At 64.1% G+C, this 15,114-nt stretch carries 14 protein-coding genes and 1 tRNA gene; 8 read left to right on the plus strand and 7 right to left on the minus strand.

The window, feature by feature from the left end; all coding sequences use genetic code 11:
* Positions 1 to 17: 17 nt before the first annotated feature.
* The 3 genes from P9236_RS28960 to P9236_RS28970 all read right to left on the minus strand — a co-directional run bounded on the left by P9236_RS28960 (position 18) and on the right by P9236_RS28970 (position 2,878).
* Complete coding sequence (locus P9236_RS28960) at positions 18 to 1,382, minus strand: HAMP domain-containing sensor histidine kinase (protein WP_278077991.1); 1,365 nt, start codon at positions 1,380 to 1,382, stop codon at positions 18 to 20.
* A 387-nt stretch (positions 1,383 to 1,769) separates the two neighbouring features.
* A complete protein-coding gene (locus P9236_RS28965) occupies positions 1,770 to 2,150 on the minus strand; it encodes a YkvA family protein (protein WP_278077992.1) in 381 nt (126 codons plus the stop codon).
* 50 nt (positions 2,151 to 2,200) lie between these two features.
* Positions 2,201 to 2,878 (minus strand): winged helix-turn-helix domain-containing protein, encoded by a 678-nt coding sequence (locus tag P9236_RS28970; RefSeq protein ID WP_278077993.1) that lies wholly within the window; start codon positions 2,876 to 2,878, stop codon positions 2,201 to 2,203.
* Between the two features lie 202 nt (positions 2,879 to 3,080).
* Between P9236_RS28970 and P9236_RS28975 the strand changes: the two genes are divergently transcribed.
* The 3 genes from P9236_RS28975 to P9236_RS28985 all read left to right on the plus strand — a co-directional run bounded on the left by P9236_RS28975 (position 3,081) and on the right by P9236_RS28985 (position 6,628).
* The gene (locus tag P9236_RS28975; protein ID WP_278077994.1) at positions 3,081 to 3,713 is read left to right on the plus strand and encodes an isoprenylcysteine carboxylmethyltransferase family protein; all 633 of its coding nucleotides are present in this window, start codon (positions 3,081 to 3,083) and stop codon (positions 3,711 to 3,713) included.
* A gap of 256 nt (positions 3,714 to 3,969) precedes the next feature.
* Positions 3,970 to 4,989: an LLM class flavin-dependent oxidoreductase gene (locus P9236_RS28980; RefSeq protein ID WP_278077995.1), complete on the plus strand. Its 1,020-nt coding sequence runs from the start codon at positions 3,970 to 3,972 to the stop codon at positions 4,987 to 4,989.
* A 637-nt stretch (positions 4,990 to 5,626) separates the two neighbouring features.
* Positions 5,627 to 6,628, plus strand: coding sequence for a substrate-binding domain-containing protein (locus P9236_RS28985; RefSeq protein ID WP_278077996.1), 1,002 nt, complete (start codon positions 5,627 to 5,629; stop codon positions 6,626 to 6,628).
* 189 nt (positions 6,629 to 6,817) lie between these two features.
* Here the strand turns inward: P9236_RS28985 and P9236_RS28990 are convergent, their stop codons facing one another.
* Both P9236_RS28990 and rocF read right to left on the minus strand, forming a co-directional pair.
* Positions 6,818 to 7,876 carry an ornithine cyclodeaminase gene (locus P9236_RS28990; RefSeq protein ID WP_278077997.1) on the minus strand — a complete coding sequence of 353 codons (1,059 nt, stop codon included), beginning with the start codon at positions 7,874 to 7,876 and terminating at the stop codon, positions 6,818 to 6,820.
* A 2-nt stretch (positions 7,877 to 7,878) separates the two neighbouring features.
* Entirely contained in the window at positions 7,879 to 8,811 is a 933-nt protein-coding gene (gene rocF, locus P9236_RS28995; protein ID WP_278077998.1) for an arginase, read from the minus strand.
* 133 nt (positions 8,812 to 8,944) lie between these two features.
* On the opposite strand from rocF, the gene P9236_RS29000 reads away from it, so the two are divergent.
* Positions 8,945 to 9,385, plus strand: coding sequence for an Lrp/AsnC family transcriptional regulator (locus P9236_RS29000; protein ID WP_278077999.1), 441 nt, complete (start codon positions 8,945 to 8,947; stop codon positions 9,383 to 9,385).
* Between the two features lie 405 nt (positions 9,386 to 9,790).
* On the opposite strand, the gene P9236_RS29005 is transcribed toward P9236_RS29000, so the two are convergent.
* Together P9236_RS29005 and P9236_RS29010 are read right to left on the minus strand one after the other, a co-directional pair.
* Complete coding sequence (locus tag P9236_RS29005; protein WP_278078000.1) at positions 9,791 to 11,557, minus strand: adenylate/guanylate cyclase domain-containing protein; 1,767 nt, start codon at positions 11,555 to 11,557, stop codon at positions 9,791 to 9,793.
* A 498-nt stretch (positions 11,558 to 12,055) separates the two neighbouring features.
* Positions 12,056 to 12,130 (minus strand) — tRNA-Gly (locus P9236_RS29010).
* A 205-nt stretch (positions 12,131 to 12,335) separates the two neighbouring features.
* On the opposite strand from P9236_RS29010, the gene P9236_RS29015 reads away from it, so the two are divergent.
* The 4 genes from P9236_RS29015 to P9236_RS29030 all read left to right on the plus strand — a co-directional run bounded on the left by P9236_RS29015 (position 12,336) and on the right by P9236_RS29030 (position 15,043).
* Complete coding sequence (locus tag P9236_RS29015; RefSeq protein ID WP_278078001.1) at positions 12,336 to 12,836, plus strand: prolyl-tRNA synthetase associated domain-containing protein; 501 nt, start codon at positions 12,336 to 12,338, stop codon at positions 12,834 to 12,836.
* Positions 12,837 to 12,934: 98 nt separating this feature from the next.
* Positions 12,935 to 13,930 (plus strand): thioredoxin, encoded by a 996-nt coding sequence (gene trxA / locus P9236_RS29020; RefSeq protein ID WP_278078002.1) that lies wholly within the window; start codon positions 12,935 to 12,937, stop codon positions 13,928 to 13,930.
* 166 nt (positions 13,931 to 14,096) lie between these two features.
* Complete coding sequence (locus tag P9236_RS29025; protein ID WP_278078003.1) at positions 14,097 to 14,768, plus strand: LON peptidase substrate-binding domain-containing protein; 672 nt, start codon at positions 14,097 to 14,099, stop codon at positions 14,766 to 14,768.
* A gap of 26 nt (positions 14,769 to 14,794) precedes the next feature.
* A complete protein-coding gene (locus P9236_RS29030) occupies positions 14,795 to 15,043 on the plus strand; it encodes a Trm112 family protein (RefSeq protein ID WP_278078004.1) in 249 nt (82 codons plus the stop codon).
* Positions 15,044 to 15,114: the final 71 nt, after the last annotated feature.

Here is a 15,114-nt window from a genome sequence, read left to right on the forward strand (position 1 = left end):
GGCAGAGAACAAATCGATCAGACGGGTGACCTCACCGCCGGAAAGCTGACGATCACGGCAAGCCCCGGGTCGTTGTCCTCCAGTGCGATGGTGGCGCCATGCAGGTCGGCGACCGCCTTGACGAGGCTGAGGCCCAGGCCGCTGCCGGGGGTCGTGCGGCTGGAATCCAGCCGGTAAAGTCGTTGGAAGACTTTCTCGCGTTCTCCGGCAGGAATGCCGGGGCCATTGTCTCGGACATGGACGAGAATGCGGTCGTCGCGCCGCGTCACCGACAGCTCGATCGCCGTGCCCGGTGGACAATGCCTGAGCGCATTCTCGACCAGATTGGCGAGCATCTGCATCAACAGGTCGCGATCGCCGTGGAGATACCATTTCGTATCCGGAACGATCTCGGTCGCCAGCGACTTTCCATCGTCCTCGGCAACGTCGGCATAGACATCGCCGATCGTGCCGACGACAGCGCCGACGTCGAGATCGACGAAGCGCGCCTTGCGCGCACCGGCCTCGATCTGGGCGATGCGCAGAAGCGCGTCGAAGGTCTCGTTGATCTGCCGGCTTTCGGCGCGGGCGTCAGCCAGCTCACCGGTGACATTCTCGCCGGACACCGTCTTGTCGGCGGCCTGCTCCAGGATCATCTGCAGGCGGTTGAGCGGCGTCTTCAGGTCGTGGGCGATATTGGCGCTCACCTCCCGCATGCCGTCGACGAGCGCCGACAGGCGGTCGAGCGCGGCATTCACCTGGGTGGATACGGCGTCGATGTCGTCGCCATTGCCAGTCAGCGGGATGCGCGCGTCGAGCCGTCCGTGCGAGACGTCGACCATGGTGGCAGCGATGCCGTCGAGTCGCCGCTGGACGCGCGAGGCAAGCAAGGCGCCGCCGGCGATCGCCAGGCCGGTGATGAACAGCGTGCCCCAACCGAAGCTCATCAGCACTATGGTCTTCAGCTCGTCGGTTTCGGCGAGCGAAAAGGCGACGGTCAGACTGTCGCCGCCAACCTCGCCGGTATAGGCGCGATACATCCTGTCGGGCGGCACCCCTGGCAATCTGGCGGCGAACATCGAGAAACCATCCGGAAGACCGGAGGCCGTGAAGTTTCCGGCCAGGTGGTTTCCACCGGGATCGGTCAGCGAGAAAAGCTGATCCTTGTCCGGGTTGAGATTGGCATTGTTATCGACCGAGGCGATAAGGTCTTCCCTGTCCGTCAAGGCGACGACCGAATAGGTCTCCTTGATGGATTGATCGAGCCGTCTCGCCAGGTCGGCGCTCATCAGCTGGTAGACGACCGCCCCGGACAGGATGAAGGCAAGCACGAACAGGAAGGCAAAGGTCAGCGCCAGCCGGAACGGCGTGCTGCGCAGCAGGCTGGGGGGCTTGTCCTTCATCGCACTAATTCCCTAGCACAAAAATTTTGGCCGGTCGGATGTGTTTGCCTTGCAGGTCGCATCCCTTGGAGATCGACCACTGACGCCCATCGCTTCGTCATCCTCGGGCGGAGCAAGGAGCGAAGCGACGCAGCGCAGACCCGAGGATCCATTCCGTTACATATAAGCGCTGCAGCGGTGCAGAATTCTGCTCCGCTGCACCCTACGATCAAAGTCACGGAATGGATCCCAGGGTCTCCGCGACGGAGCTTCGCTCCTGCTTCGCCCTGGGATGACGAGGTTGGAGGGCCTCCGCCACTTGCAAACGCTTATGATGGTTCGGCGAGACGAACAATAAGGCTGACCTGTCGACAAGCCTGCAACCTTTCAAAGTCCTTGTGTCGGGAGCTAGACGGGCTTCGGCCAGAACAGCCACAGCAGCGCCGGCGCCGCCGCTATCCAGACCGCGACCATGAAGATCAGGCCGGCCCTGCTGACCGGCCTGGCGCTGCGCGTCGCCTCGTCGCGGAACTCCTGCATGAGACCGACCGGGACCAGCCTGACCGCAAGCATGATGCCGAGCGGGACGATCAAAAGGTCATCGAGATAGCCAATGACCGGGATGAAATCGGGGATGAGGTCGATGGGGCTGAGGGCATAGGCCGCGACGGCGCCTGCGGCGACCTTCGCATACCAGGGAACGCGAGGATCACGGGCGGCAAGCCACAACGCCGCCGCGTCTCGCTTGATGCCTCGCGCCCATCGCTTTGCAGTCTCCAGCATCGACATGTCGCTTATATACGGGCGCCCCGTCGGACGTGCGAGATGCAGTATGCATCTCAACCCGGCGCATGCAGGCTGTAGCCGGTGTTGCGCACGGTGTGGATGAGCGCCACGTCGAACGGCCTGTCGACCTTGGCACGCAGCCGGCTGATATGGGTCTCGACGACGCTGGTCTTGGGATCGAAGTGAAAATCCCAGACGCGCTCCAGAAGCATCGTGCGGGTAATCACCCGGCCCTCGCCCCGCATCAGCACTTCGAGCAGGCTGAATTCCCGGGGCTGCAGGTCGATCGTCTGTCCCTGCCTGGTTACCCGGCGCATAATCAGATCCATCTCGAGGTCGGCGACGCGCAGACTGGTTTTCTGTTCCTGCGCCGCCGGCCGGCGGCCGAGCGCATTGATGCGGGCCAGCAACTCGGAGAAGGCGAAGGGCTTGACCAGATAATCGTCGCCGCCGGCCTCCAGTCCTTCGACCCGGTCGTCGACGCCGCCGATCGAGGTCAGGAATATGGCCGGCGTCTTGATCCCCGCGGCGCGCACCGCCTTGATCATCGACAGGCCGTCGAGGCCCGGAACCATGCGGTCGGCCACGATGACGTCATAGACATCGCGCGTCGCCGCGCCGAGCGCGTCATGGCCGTTGCGCAGCAGGTCGCAGGCGTGCCCGGCCTCGCTCAGCCCCCTGACGATGTAGTCGGCGGTCCTTGGATCATCTTCAACCAGCAGAAGTCGCATTTTCGCGCTTTGTCCGGGTTCCATTGCGAACGCCATGCTAGCATCGGCGCTGCACCATTCCCACAAGCCGGGGCTTACCCAGGCCTGTCCCGGTCCTTACAAATTCGTAAGAATGACCAAAAATACTGATCAGGCCTCGCAATCCCACAGGAGAGAGGCTAGAGCGTAGCGTCCCTGACTGGGCCGGAGTGGCTGAACCCGAATGGCTTACACATCGCTCAAATCAGCGCCGAAAGCGTTCGACCAGCACAAGCGCCTGATCGTCGTCCAGGTCGCCGCGGTGGTGGCCATCGTCCTGCTCCTGTTTTCCAAGCCGTTTCTCAGCGAAGGCTCGAGCGGGCACGAGCTGGTGGAGACGGCCGGCTTCGGCTTCGTGCTCGTCTGCTTCCTTGGCCGGCTGTGGAGCATCCTTTATGTCGGCGGCAAGAAGAACGATGAGTTGATCGTTTCGGGTCCGTTCTCGATGACCCGCAACCCGCTCTATTTCTTCTCGACCATCGGCGCGGTCGGAATCGGGCTGATGTTCGGATCGGCGCTGGCGGCCGCGATACTGGGTCTGGCAAGTTTCATCGTCTTCCGGTTCACGGCCAATCGAGAGGCCGAATTCCTGTTCGGCAAGTTCGGCGCCGTCTACACGGCCTATGCCGGGCGGACGCCGGGTTTCTGGCCGAACCCGATGCTCTACCGCGACCAGGACCAATTGGTCTTTTCCACCAGCGCGCTGAAAAGCACGTTCCGGGACGGGCTCTATTTCCTGGCGCTGTTTCCACTCATCGAGACAGTGGAGTATTTCCGCGCGGCCGGCGTGCTGCCGACCTTGTTCACCGTCTACTGATCAGTTCCTGGAACCGCTCCACTGCCCACGCGCGGCGCGGCGCGCGCTTTCCAAAAGGATCGCCACGCAGCCGTCTGGATCCGGATCGATTGACGGTCTGTATCCGGTCGCGTTCCGTTGAATCGCCGCGCGGCTTTGACTATTTGCCTTGCGCAATTCCAAGCGGAAAGCCGTCGTATGCTCTTCCCCGCATTGCGTCGGAGCAACACAAGCGTTCGAGTGGCTCAGCTGGCCACTACGAACCGGAACGGAGCACATGAAAAAGATCGGGTTTCTGTCGTTCGGGCATTGGTCGCCCTCGCCGCAATCGGGCACGCGCTCGGGCGCCGACGCACTGCTGCAGTCGATCGACCTCGCGGTCGCGGCCGAGGAGCTTGGCGCCGACGGTGCCTATTTCCGCGTCCACCATTTCGCCCGCCAGCTCGGCTCGCCCTTTCCGCTGCTTGCGGCGGTCGGAGCCAAAACCAAGCGTATCGAGCTCGGCACCGCCGTCATCGACATGCGTTACGAGAACCCGCTTTACATGGCGGAGGATGCCGGCGCCGCCGACCTCATCGCCGGCGGCCGGCTGCAGCTCGGCATCAGCCGCGGCTCGCCCGAACAGGTGATCGACGGCTGGCGCTATTTCGGCTACGTGCCGGAAGAGGGCAAGAGCGACGCCGACATGGCCCGCCGCCACGCCGAGATATTCCTCGATCTCTTGCGCGGCGAAGGGTTCGCCCAGCCCAATCCGCGGCCGATGTTCCCCAACCCGCCCGGCCTGCTCAGGCTGGAGCCCTTCTCGGCGGGCTTGCGCGAGCGGATCTGGTGGGGTGCGGCCACCAACGCCACCGCCGAATGGGCGGCCAAGCTCGGCATGAACCTGCAGAGCTCGACGCTCAAATTCGACGAGAGCGGCCACCCGCTCCACATCCAGCAGGCCGAGCAGATAAGAGCCTATCGCGCCGCCTGGAAGGAAACCGGCCACGCCCGGGAGCCGCGCGTCTCGGTCAGCCGCAGCATCTTCGCCCTGATCAACGACATGGACAGAGCCTATTTCGGCGGCAGCGAGGGCGAGGATCATTTCGGCTATATCGAGCCGGAAAAGCGCGCCGTGTTCGGCCGCACCTATGCCGCCGAGCCGGACGTGCTCATCGAGCAGCTGAAGGAGGATCAGGCGATCGCCGAGGCCGACACACTGCTGCTCACCGTGCCCAATCAGCTCGGCGTCGACTACAACGCCCATGTCATCGAGGCGATCCTGAAGCACGTCGCGCCGGCGCTGGGGTGGAGATGAGGTCGCGGCGGGGAATCATGCCGGTGTGATCCGCTCCGAGCAATTTGATGTGGCCTGCCGTCGCCAATAGCCGAATGCCGGCGCCGCCCCTCATCCGCCTGCCCGTCCTCCGCAACAGCTGCGCTGCAGCTGCGGAGGGTGGACCGGCACCTTCCCCATATAGTGACTTGGAGAAGAAGGCTGGCCGCAGCCTCGGCGCTCGTCCGCAACGCAGGCAATTGGCGAAATCGCCGATGGCAGCGTTTTTCTACCCGTCACTATACGGGGAGAAATGCCCGGCAGGGCAATGAGGGGCGGCGCTGCCCTCTCAAGCAGGAGCCGCTAGGCAGCATCTCAAATGATGCACCCCCGGTGGTTCGCTTACGATATTGACAGCTGACAAAATGTCGCCCTACCTTGCGTAATCGGTTACGCAAACGATTACGACTAGCTGGGAAAGCGTCGGTTGCTGTTCAGCGGCGGCGACAATTTCAAACCGACCATGATTGGTCTTGTCATCATGCTCGCCGTCATCATAGACGCCTATCGGGAGAGGCTGTTGCGGAGGATTCGCTAGAGCAATTCCAGCAAAGCGAGTAAGCGTTTCCACCCGAAATTGTGCAGGAGAGTGTAGAAAACCAGCGGGGGCCAAGGGACCATGACGACGATTGCCGATGTCGCGCGCTATGCGGGGGTATCCGTCGCAACGGTCTCGCATGTGATGAACCGCACGCGCCATGTCGAGCCGGAAACGGCCGAGCGCGTGCGCGCGGCGATCACTGCGCTGCGCTACAGCCCGAACTCGCTGGCGCGGAGCCTGCGGCGCGGCGAGACCAAGACCATCGGCCTGCTGCTCCCCGACAATTCGAACCCGTTCTTCGCCGGCGTCGCGCGCCAGATCGAGGATGCGGGCTTCGTCGCCGGCTATACGGTGATCCTGTGCAATTCCGACGGCAATGCCGAGAAGGAAGAGCGCTATCTGTCGGTGCTGTTGGCAAAGCAGATCGACGGGCTGATCTTCGCCGGCTCGTCCGACCATGCGCGGGTGTTCTCGCGCCTTTCCGCCGCCGTGCCGGCGGTGCTGCTCGACCGCGAGATCCACTCCGTCAATGTCGATTCCGTTCTGGTCGACCACGATCACGGCGGCTATCTCGCCGGGCGCCACCTGGTCGGGCTCGGCCATTACAAGATCGGTGTCATTGGCGGCCCGCGCGATTCGAGCTCCAGCCCGGCCCGCCTGCGCGGCTTTGTCCGGGCGCTCGAGGAGATGGGCCTCGAGCTGCCCGCATCGTCGGTGGTCGATTCCGACTATCATTTCGCCGGCGGCCGCCTGGCGATGGAGCGGCTGATGGAGCAGGCGCCGGATATCACGGCGGTATTTGCCTGCAACGACCTGATGGCCATGGGCGCCATCACCGCGCTGCGTTCGCGCGGCTTGCGCGTCCCCGACGACATGTCGCTGGTCGGCTTCGACGACATTCCCTATGCCGTCACCACATGGCCGCCGCTGACGACGATCGCCCAGCCGGTCGAAAAGATCGGAACGCGGGCGGTGAACCTGCTGCTCGAGCGCCTCGGCGAGCCGGCAGCGCCCTCGCGCCGCGAGGTGCTGGCGCCGGTGCTCATCGAAAGAGAAAGCTGCGCGCGTCTGCGTGGGTAGTGTTGGCAATTGTCGACGCTGACTGGGCAAGCAAAAAGCGCCGTCTTAGAGCAGTTCATCGTTTCACGGAAACGCTGAGCTGCTCTAACTATTTGTTTTTACGCAATTCCGGACGGAAAACCGTTACACACTTTTCCTGGAATTGCTCTAGAAACTGCCCAAAGGCCTGTGGCTCCTCCGCAAATCCCCTCAAGCCGCCGGCTGCATGGCGGCCCTGAGCAGCATGCCGAACAGGTCGCGCGGCTCGTCGGGGTCGGCAAGCAGGTCGAGTTCCTCATAGAGGCCGGTGGCCTTGAGCTGGTCGCGGACATAGCGGAGCGCGGAAAAATCCTCCGTTGCGAAGCCGACGGAATCGAACAGCGTGATCTGCTTGGCCGACTTGCGGCCTTCGGCCTGGCCGGTCATCACCTGCCACAGCTCGGTCACCGGATGGTTCGGGTCGAGCTGCTGGATCTCGCCCTCGATGCGGGTCTGCGGCGGGAACTCGACGAAGATGTCGGAGCGCAGCAGGATGTCGCGATGGAGCTCGGTCTTGCCCGGGCAGTCGCCGCCGACGGCGTTGATGTGGACGCCGGAGCCCACCATGTTGTCGGTGAGGATGGTGGCGTACTGCTTGTCGGCGGTCACCGTGGTGATGATGTCGACGCCTTCCACCGCATCCTGTCCGGTCGCGCAGATGGTGATGTCGAAACCCTTGCCGGCGAGGTTGCGGGCGCATTTTTCGGAAGCCTGGCGGTCGATGTCGTAGAGGCGCAGCCTGTCGATGCCGATGAGCGCCTTGAAGGCGATGGCCTGGAACTCGGACTGGGCGCCATTGCCGATGATGGCCATGGCGCGCGATCCCTTCGGTGCCAGATATTTAGCCGCGACCGCCGAAGTTGCGGCGGTGCGCAGCGCCGTCAGGATGGTCATCTCGGTGAGCAGCATCGGATAGCCGGAGCCGACATCGGCGAGCACGCCGAAAGCGGTGACCGTCTGGCGGCCCTCGCGCATGTTCTTCGGATGGCCGTTGACATATTTGAAGCCGTAGAGGCGCCCGTCGCTGGTCGGCATCAGCTCGATGACGCCGTCATGGCTGTGCGAGGCGATGCGTGGCGTCTTGTCGAACAGCTCCCAGCGGCGGAAATCCTCCTCGATATAGCCGGCAAGCTGGGTGAGAAACCGCTCGACGCCGATGGCGAGCACCAGCTTCATCATGCGGTCGACGCTGACGAAGGGGACGATGGCAAGGCGGGAAGGCTGGGTCATGATCAGAGGCTTCCGGAATGGCTGCGGGTCGGGCGGTCCATGATGCGGCGCCCCATCAGGCTGGCGGCGAGGTCGACCATCAGCGTTGCGGTCCGGCCACGCTCGTCGAGGAACGGGTTCAGCTCGACGAGGTCGAGGCTGGAGACCAGGCCGCTGTCGGACAGCATCTCCATCACCAGATGCGCCTCGCGGAAGGTGGCGCCGCCGGGCACGGTGGTGCCGACGGCCGGCGCGATCGACGGGTCGAGGAAATCGACGTCAAGGCTGACATGCAGCAGCCCGTTTTCCACTTCGACTTTGGCCAGGAAAGCGCGCAGCAGCGGCGCGATGCCATGCTCGTCGATCGAGCGCATGTCATGCACGGTCACGCCTGCCTCCTTCAGCGCCCGGCGCTCGGCCGGATCGACGCTGCGCAGACCCATGGTGCAGATGCGGGCCGGCTCGACCGCGGCCGGCAGATCCGGGAAATAACCGCTGAAGCCGGGGCGGCCGCTGGCATAGGCGAGGGGCACGCCGTGCAGATTGCCGCTGGTGGTGGTGTCGAGCGTGTGAAAATCCGGGTGCGCGTCCAGCCACAGCACGAAAAGCGGCCGGCCGCGTTCAGCCGCGCGGCGCGCTACGCCGGACACCGTGCCGGCGGAGATCGAGTGGTCGCCGCCGAGGAAGATCGGCATGGCGTCCTGCGAAGTCGTGTAGGCGGTCTCGGCGATCGCCGACGTCCAGGCGGAAATTTCAGGCAACGCCTTGAGCGCAAGATTGCCGTGGACGACAGCGCGCGCCTGGGCCGGCTGCACCGCGCCCCAGTCCTCGACCTCATGGCCGAGTTGCGACAGCACCGAGAGAAGCCCTGCCGTGCGCAGCGCGCTCGGCCCCATCTCGCATCCCATCCTGCCCGCGCCGTCCTGCACCGGCGCGCCAACGATCCTGCAGCGCATGATTCTTTTTGGCCCTTGCGATTGATTGCTTGGAGTTAAGCATCGCCGCCTGGCGGTTTGAACAGGGAAAATTGGCATTTCGAAAAGGCTGATCTATCATATTGCACATATCGTCTGATCAAAATGGACAACCATGGACACGCTCGACGAAAGACTGGTGACGCTGCTCAGGCACGACGCGCGGCGCAGCGTCTCCGATCTCGCGCTCGACCTCGGCGTCTCGCGCGCGACCGTTCGGGCGCGCATGGAGCGGCTGGAAAAATCCGGCGAGATCATCGGCTATACGGTGGTGCTGCGCGCCGACGCGGTCGATCAGAAGATACGCGGCGTGATGATGATCGAGATCGAGGGCCATGCCGCCGACCGCGTGATCAGGGCGCTCGGCGGCTTTCCCGAGGTGTCGACCATCCACACCACCAACGGCCGCTGGGACCTAGTGGTCGAGCTCGGCACCGCCTCGCTGACCGACTTCGACGCCGTGCTGCGGCGGATACGGCTGATCCCCGGGATAACAGGAAGCGAGACAAGTCTGCTGCTGGCGACGCCCAGGACGACGCGGGCGCGGCTGGGGTAGGAGGCGGCGCAATCGCTGAATGGCAAAAGCATAACCAAACATGGCGCGAAGTCCTTCTCGGTGATCTGCCGCGTTCTGGGCGAAGGTGGGATGACCAAGAGCGGTCGGCCGCTCGCCGGCATGCAGCACCGCATCACGTTGGGAAAGTGGCCGGTAGTCGGCCTGGTAGAAGCGAGGGAGCGGGCGCGGGCAATTCTTGCTGCTGTTTGGGGGCCGCGAGTGAAACGGTAGAGCCGCTCGCTCGCTTTGCCTCTACGCTGTGGGAACGCCGGCGCAAGGGCCGGACAGGCACTGAGATCGCTTCCACACTACGTGGCGGCTCCTGCAACTGGGAGCCGCTCAGGGCCGCAGCGCGGTCAGCAGGAGTTGTTGCGCTGATTTGCGACAGCTCGCGCATGTGTACGGCTAAAACTCTTTCAGTCCTGCCAGCCGCAAGCCCTCGAGGATTGCTGCCATGCGAGATGGATCGTATTCCGGCAGTCCTGCCCTGATGCTCGCGATCGTGACGTCCGGCGCGAGTGCCTGGAACTTTGCCAGGTATCGTCGCGCCTCGTCCATTCGGCCGAGCTGCGCATTTGCCGCAATCAAAGTCCAGTAACTCGGATCGAGCTCTGCATTGACCGCCATTGACCGCTCCGCGAACTTCAGCGCCTCGGCATAGTTACCGAGCGCCATGTGTACGAGTGCGATGTTGGTTATGGCCCATGGCGCCGTCGGATCACCCGGGCTCATCACGATCGCGCGCTGACTATGGGCGAGCGAGTCCTGCAGACTCCCGCAATGGAATTCGGCGATACCGGCGGTCATTAGTACAAACTGGCTGTTAGGGTTCGCCTCGAGGGCATTGGCGACGATCTGCATTCCCCGATCGTACTCCCGCAGGGTCACCAGCGTCAGGCCGCATTGCGCCAGCACGGTCGCATCGCCTTGCGGATCGGCAAGTGCGCGGCGCACTAGATCGCGACAGGCTGCCCGATCGTTGTCGGTGAGCGCCGGCCAGCCCATGGCAACGCGGAATTCAAGGGCCAAACAAGCGCCGGTCAGAAACGGCGCATAGTGCGGCTCGAGCGCGACTGCTTCCATCATGAGAGCAAAGGCCTGAGCATTGTCCTCGGGCCGCGAACTGTGAGTCTTCGACAGCGCCCTCAGGTAGAGATCGTAGGCATCGAGGCTCCCCGGGCGCTTTCTGCGAGAACGTTCGATTTCAGCCCGTCGGATCTGTGGTTCAATTACTCCGATGACGCTTTCGGTTATCCGATCCTGAACGTCGAACACGTCTGCCACAGCACCGTCGAATCTGTCTGCCCAAAGATGGCCCCCGCCTGTCGTCTCGATGAGCTGTGCGGTGATGCGGAGCCGCTCGCCCGAGCGTCGTACGCTGCCTTCGACTACGTAGCGGACTCCGAGTTCCCTGGCGACCTGTCGAACGTCGATTGCCTTGCCCTTGTAGACGAAGCTCGAGTTGCGGGCGATCACCGCAAACGACCTGAAGCGACTGAGCGCGGTGATTATGTCCTCGACTATGCCGTCGGCAAAATAGTCCTGCTCCGGGTCGCCACTCATATTCTGAAATGGCAGCACCGCAAGCGCCGGCCTATCCGGCAAGCGCTCCGTCGCAGCCGACGGGCCCAACTGCTCGGCTCCGCCCGGGCGCACTCGATAAGCTCGGATCGGCCGGACGATGTTCTTCAGCGCTTGTTCGCCGATGTCCTCGAAGCGAAGGTCTATCTTTCCCGCTGCATCCTCCTGAACTCGCGCGGACACACAGATCCCGCCCGGCTCAGCGATGCTCTCGAGACGCGAGGCGATATTAACCCCGTCGCCGAACACGTCGCCGTCCTGCTCGATAATATCGCCGACATTGATGCCGATCCGGAATTCGAGCCGGTCATCATTGCTTGTCGCAGCATTGCGTTCGGCCATGCCGATCTGCACCTCGACCGCACGGCGCACTGCATCGACGACACTGACGAATTCCGCCAATAGCCCGTCGCCCGTCGTCTTGACGATCCTGCCTCGATGCCTGGCGATGCATGGATCGAGATGCTCGCGGCGATGGCCGTTCAAGCGGGCGAGAGTTCCTTCCTCGTCGGCGCCCATGAGCCGACTGTATCCGGCGACATCGGCCGCAAGGATCGCCGCGAGCTTGCGCTCTATACCGCCTGCTTCCATTCGAGTTCCTCCGAGGCCTTTGGATCATATTGGGTTAGGATTGATTGGTCCAACAGCCTCTGCGTAGGCGGACGCCAGTTCCCGGCTGGGCGCGTGACGCGGGCCGTTTTGCGTTCGCGAATTCCGACCTAGGCCAATCGTCGACCGACGGGACCGGGTTTCGGCTGACTGGCTTACAGAACCAATCGGAGGTCTGGGCGGGATGCCCAGCAGCAGGCCTGCGAGGCCCAGCGGGCCGCCCCCCCCCCCGCGCTCCCCGGGACGAGCCGGCAGTATTGCCAGCCCGAGGCGCGGCAGGAAGTTGGAAGCCGGCACCTACCTTGGCAGGAGTATACCAAGCAACGAGATTGCTGGCTGGCGGGCGACAGGCTGCAGTTGCCGGTTTGATGTGGTGCGGGCTGAGCGTTTTTGCTTTTGCCCCGTATGCTCCCCCAGGCTCACAAAGCAAAAAGGCCCGGATACCCGGGCCCTTTAAGCTTTTCAAATCCAAAGAAGATTTGGAGCGGGTGAGGCGATTCGAACGCCCGACCCCAACCTTGGCAAGGTTGTGCTCTACCCCTGAGCTACACCCGCTCGCGCGGCCTCGGGCCGCAAGCCGCGCCTATATGGCCGAAGAGCGCGGCGATTGCAACAGGGAAATGACGGTCTTTTTGGCCGCAGCCCGCAAGCGCCGATGAGATCGCCCGAAGCGCCGATTTCTTCGCCGGCCTCCGTCACCCTTGCTCCAAAGGTATCATTGGCCGTAAACGGCATGACCTGCCGGACGATGCGAGGACCGATGCCGAAGACCGAAGCCGAGCTCTACGCCTTTCTTGCCGATCTCGGCATCTCCGTCTCGACGGTGCGCCATCCGCCCTTGTTCACGGTCGCCGATTCGCAGGCGCTGCGCGGCGAGATCCCGGGCGGGCACACCAAGAACCTCTTCCTCAAGGACAAGAAGGACAACTATTTCCTGGTCACCGTCGGCGAGGAGGCGGTGGTCGATCTCAAGCAGATCCACCATCTGATCGGCGCCTCCGGCCGCGTGTCCTTCGGCAAGCCGGAAATGCTGATGGAGCTGCTCGGCGTCATTCCGGGCGCGGTCACCGTCTTCGGCCTGATCAACGATGCTGCTGGGAGGGTCAAGGTGGTTCTCGACCAGGAGTTGATGAGCCACGAGGTCATCAACGGCCATCCGCTGACCAATGACGCGACGACGACCATCGCGGCCGCCGATCTCGTCAGATTCGTCGAGGCAACCGGCCACGATCCTGTTATCTTGAAAGTCTCATTATCTTGAAAGTCGGGGCTTGATCGCCACATGGAGGGCGAACCGAAATCCGACAATGACGCGCCGCGCCTTCATGCCGGCGGCGGCGCGACCGAAAGGGCGACGACATGAGTGACAACAATCCGTTCAGCGGCTCATTTGGCGGCAATGCCGGCCAGTACGCCCAATCCGTCCAGTATGGCGGGGCCGACCGCGCCAAGGTCTCGCTCGGCGAGGCGCCGCCCGCCGCGGATCTCATCAAGGACACCACGACCGCGACATTCGCGGCCGACGTCATCCAGGAATCGCGCCGCCAGCCGGTGCTGGTCGACTTCTGGGCACCGTGGTGCGGCCCGTGCAAGCAGCTGACGCCGCAGCTCGAAAAGGCGGTCAAGGCCGCCGGCGGCAAGGTCAAGCTGGTCAAGATGAACATCGACGATCATCCCTCGGTCGCCGGCCAGCTCGGCATCCAGTCGATCCCCGCGGTCATCGCCTTCAAGGACGGCCAGCCGGTCGACGGCTTCATGGGCGCCATTCCCGAAAGCCAGATCACGCAGTTCATCCAGAAGGTCGGCGGCAAGGGCGGCGGCGCGGCGTCGCAGATTACGGATGCGTTGGCGGCGGCCAGCGAGGCGCGCGAGGCCGGCGACGTCCAGACCGCGACCGATATCTATGACGCCATCCTCGAGCAGGCGCCCGAAACCATCGAGGCGATTGCCGGGCTTGGCGAGATCCTGTTCGAGGCCGGCGACAGCCAGGGCGTCGAGGCGGTGCTTGCGAAGGCGCCGGAGGACAAGAAGGACGCACCGGCGCTCGCGGCGCTGCGCACCAAGATGACGCTGGCGGCGGAAGCGGCCACGCTCGGCAATCCGGCGGAGTTCGAGCGTCGGCTCGCCGCCAATCCGAACGATCATCAGGCGCGGTTCGACCTGGCGATGATCCAGAATGCGCGTGGCGAGCGGACGCAGGCGGCCGACAATCTCCTGGCGATCGTCAAGGCCGACCGGACATGGAACGACGACGGCGCGCGGGCGCAGCTGTTGAAGTTCTTCGAGGCATGGGGAATGACCGACGAGGCGACGCTGGCGGCGCGGCGCAAACTGTCGTCGCTGCTGTTTTCGTGAGCGCTTTGCCGGCTTTGTTGCCGTTTGCCAGGTAAGGGGCTTGCGCAGGCCGGCAGCTGCGCCAGATAGGGGGCAATGGCTCGCCCCGCCGATAAACGGGTGAACAAGCCGGGCTGCGTCGATCGCAGATTTGACCGCTGCCCGGCGACGTGTGCGGAGGGTTGAAGTGCAGGTCGGAAACGCCCGCTATCGGCTCGCGAGGGATTTGCCGTCGACGATCCCGGTGTTTCCGCTCGCCGGAGCGCTGCTGCTGCCGGGCGGCCGCATGCCGCTCAACATTTTCGAGCCGCGCTATCTGCAGATGATCGACGAGGCGATGGCCGGATCGCGGCTGATCGGCATGATCCAGCCCAGTCTCGACGGCGCGCTGCGCAACGACGGCGAGCCCGAGCTCTGCAGCGTCGGCTGCGCCGGGCGCATCATCTCGCTCGCCGAGACCGGTGACGGCCGCTACCTGATCTCGCTGCAAGGTGTCTGCCGCTTCCGCGTCACGCAGGAACTGGCGGTGAAGACGCCGTTCCGGCAATGCCGGATCGCACCCTTCCTCGCCGATCTCGAAGAGGACCAGGCCGCGGCCGAGGTCGACCGGCCGGCGCTGCTCAAGGCGTTCCGCGCCTATCTGCAAGCCAATGACCTCGAAGCCGACTGGGAAAGCGTCAGCCGGGCCGAGAACGGAATGCTGGTCAATGCGCTGTCGATGATGGCACCCTACGGACCAGCCGAGAAGCAGGCGCTGCTCGAAGCGGCGGATTTGAAGACGCGTGCCGAGACGCTGATCGCCATCACCGAAATAACGCTCGCGCGCGAGGATGAGGATTTTGGCTCCAGCCTCCAGTAAGATGCGTCCGAGGTTGCAGGAGGACAATGCCAGTGGCGGACGGACGTGACGGACGGAAGGCCACGGTCGACCCGAAGCTGCTGGAACTGCTCGCCTGCCCGCTGACCAAGGGGCCGTTGACCTGGGATCCCGAGCGCAGCGAGCTGATCTCGCGCGTGGCCAAGCTCGCCTATCCGGTGCGCGACGGCATCCCGATCATGCTGCCCTCGGAAGCGCGCACGATCTCGGCCGATGACGTGCTGCCGCCGCAGCCACGGCTTGGCGGGCCTTCGTAGAGCGGCGGTGTTCTTCGTAGATGCAGACGTTGGAAGGTTGGCGATCCTTCGCGCCCCCCTCTGTCCTGCCG

Source organism: Mesorhizobium sp. WSM4884 (assembly GCF_029625675.1).
GTDB lineage: Bacteria > Pseudomonadota > Alphaproteobacteria > Rhizobiales > Rhizobiaceae > Mesorhizobium.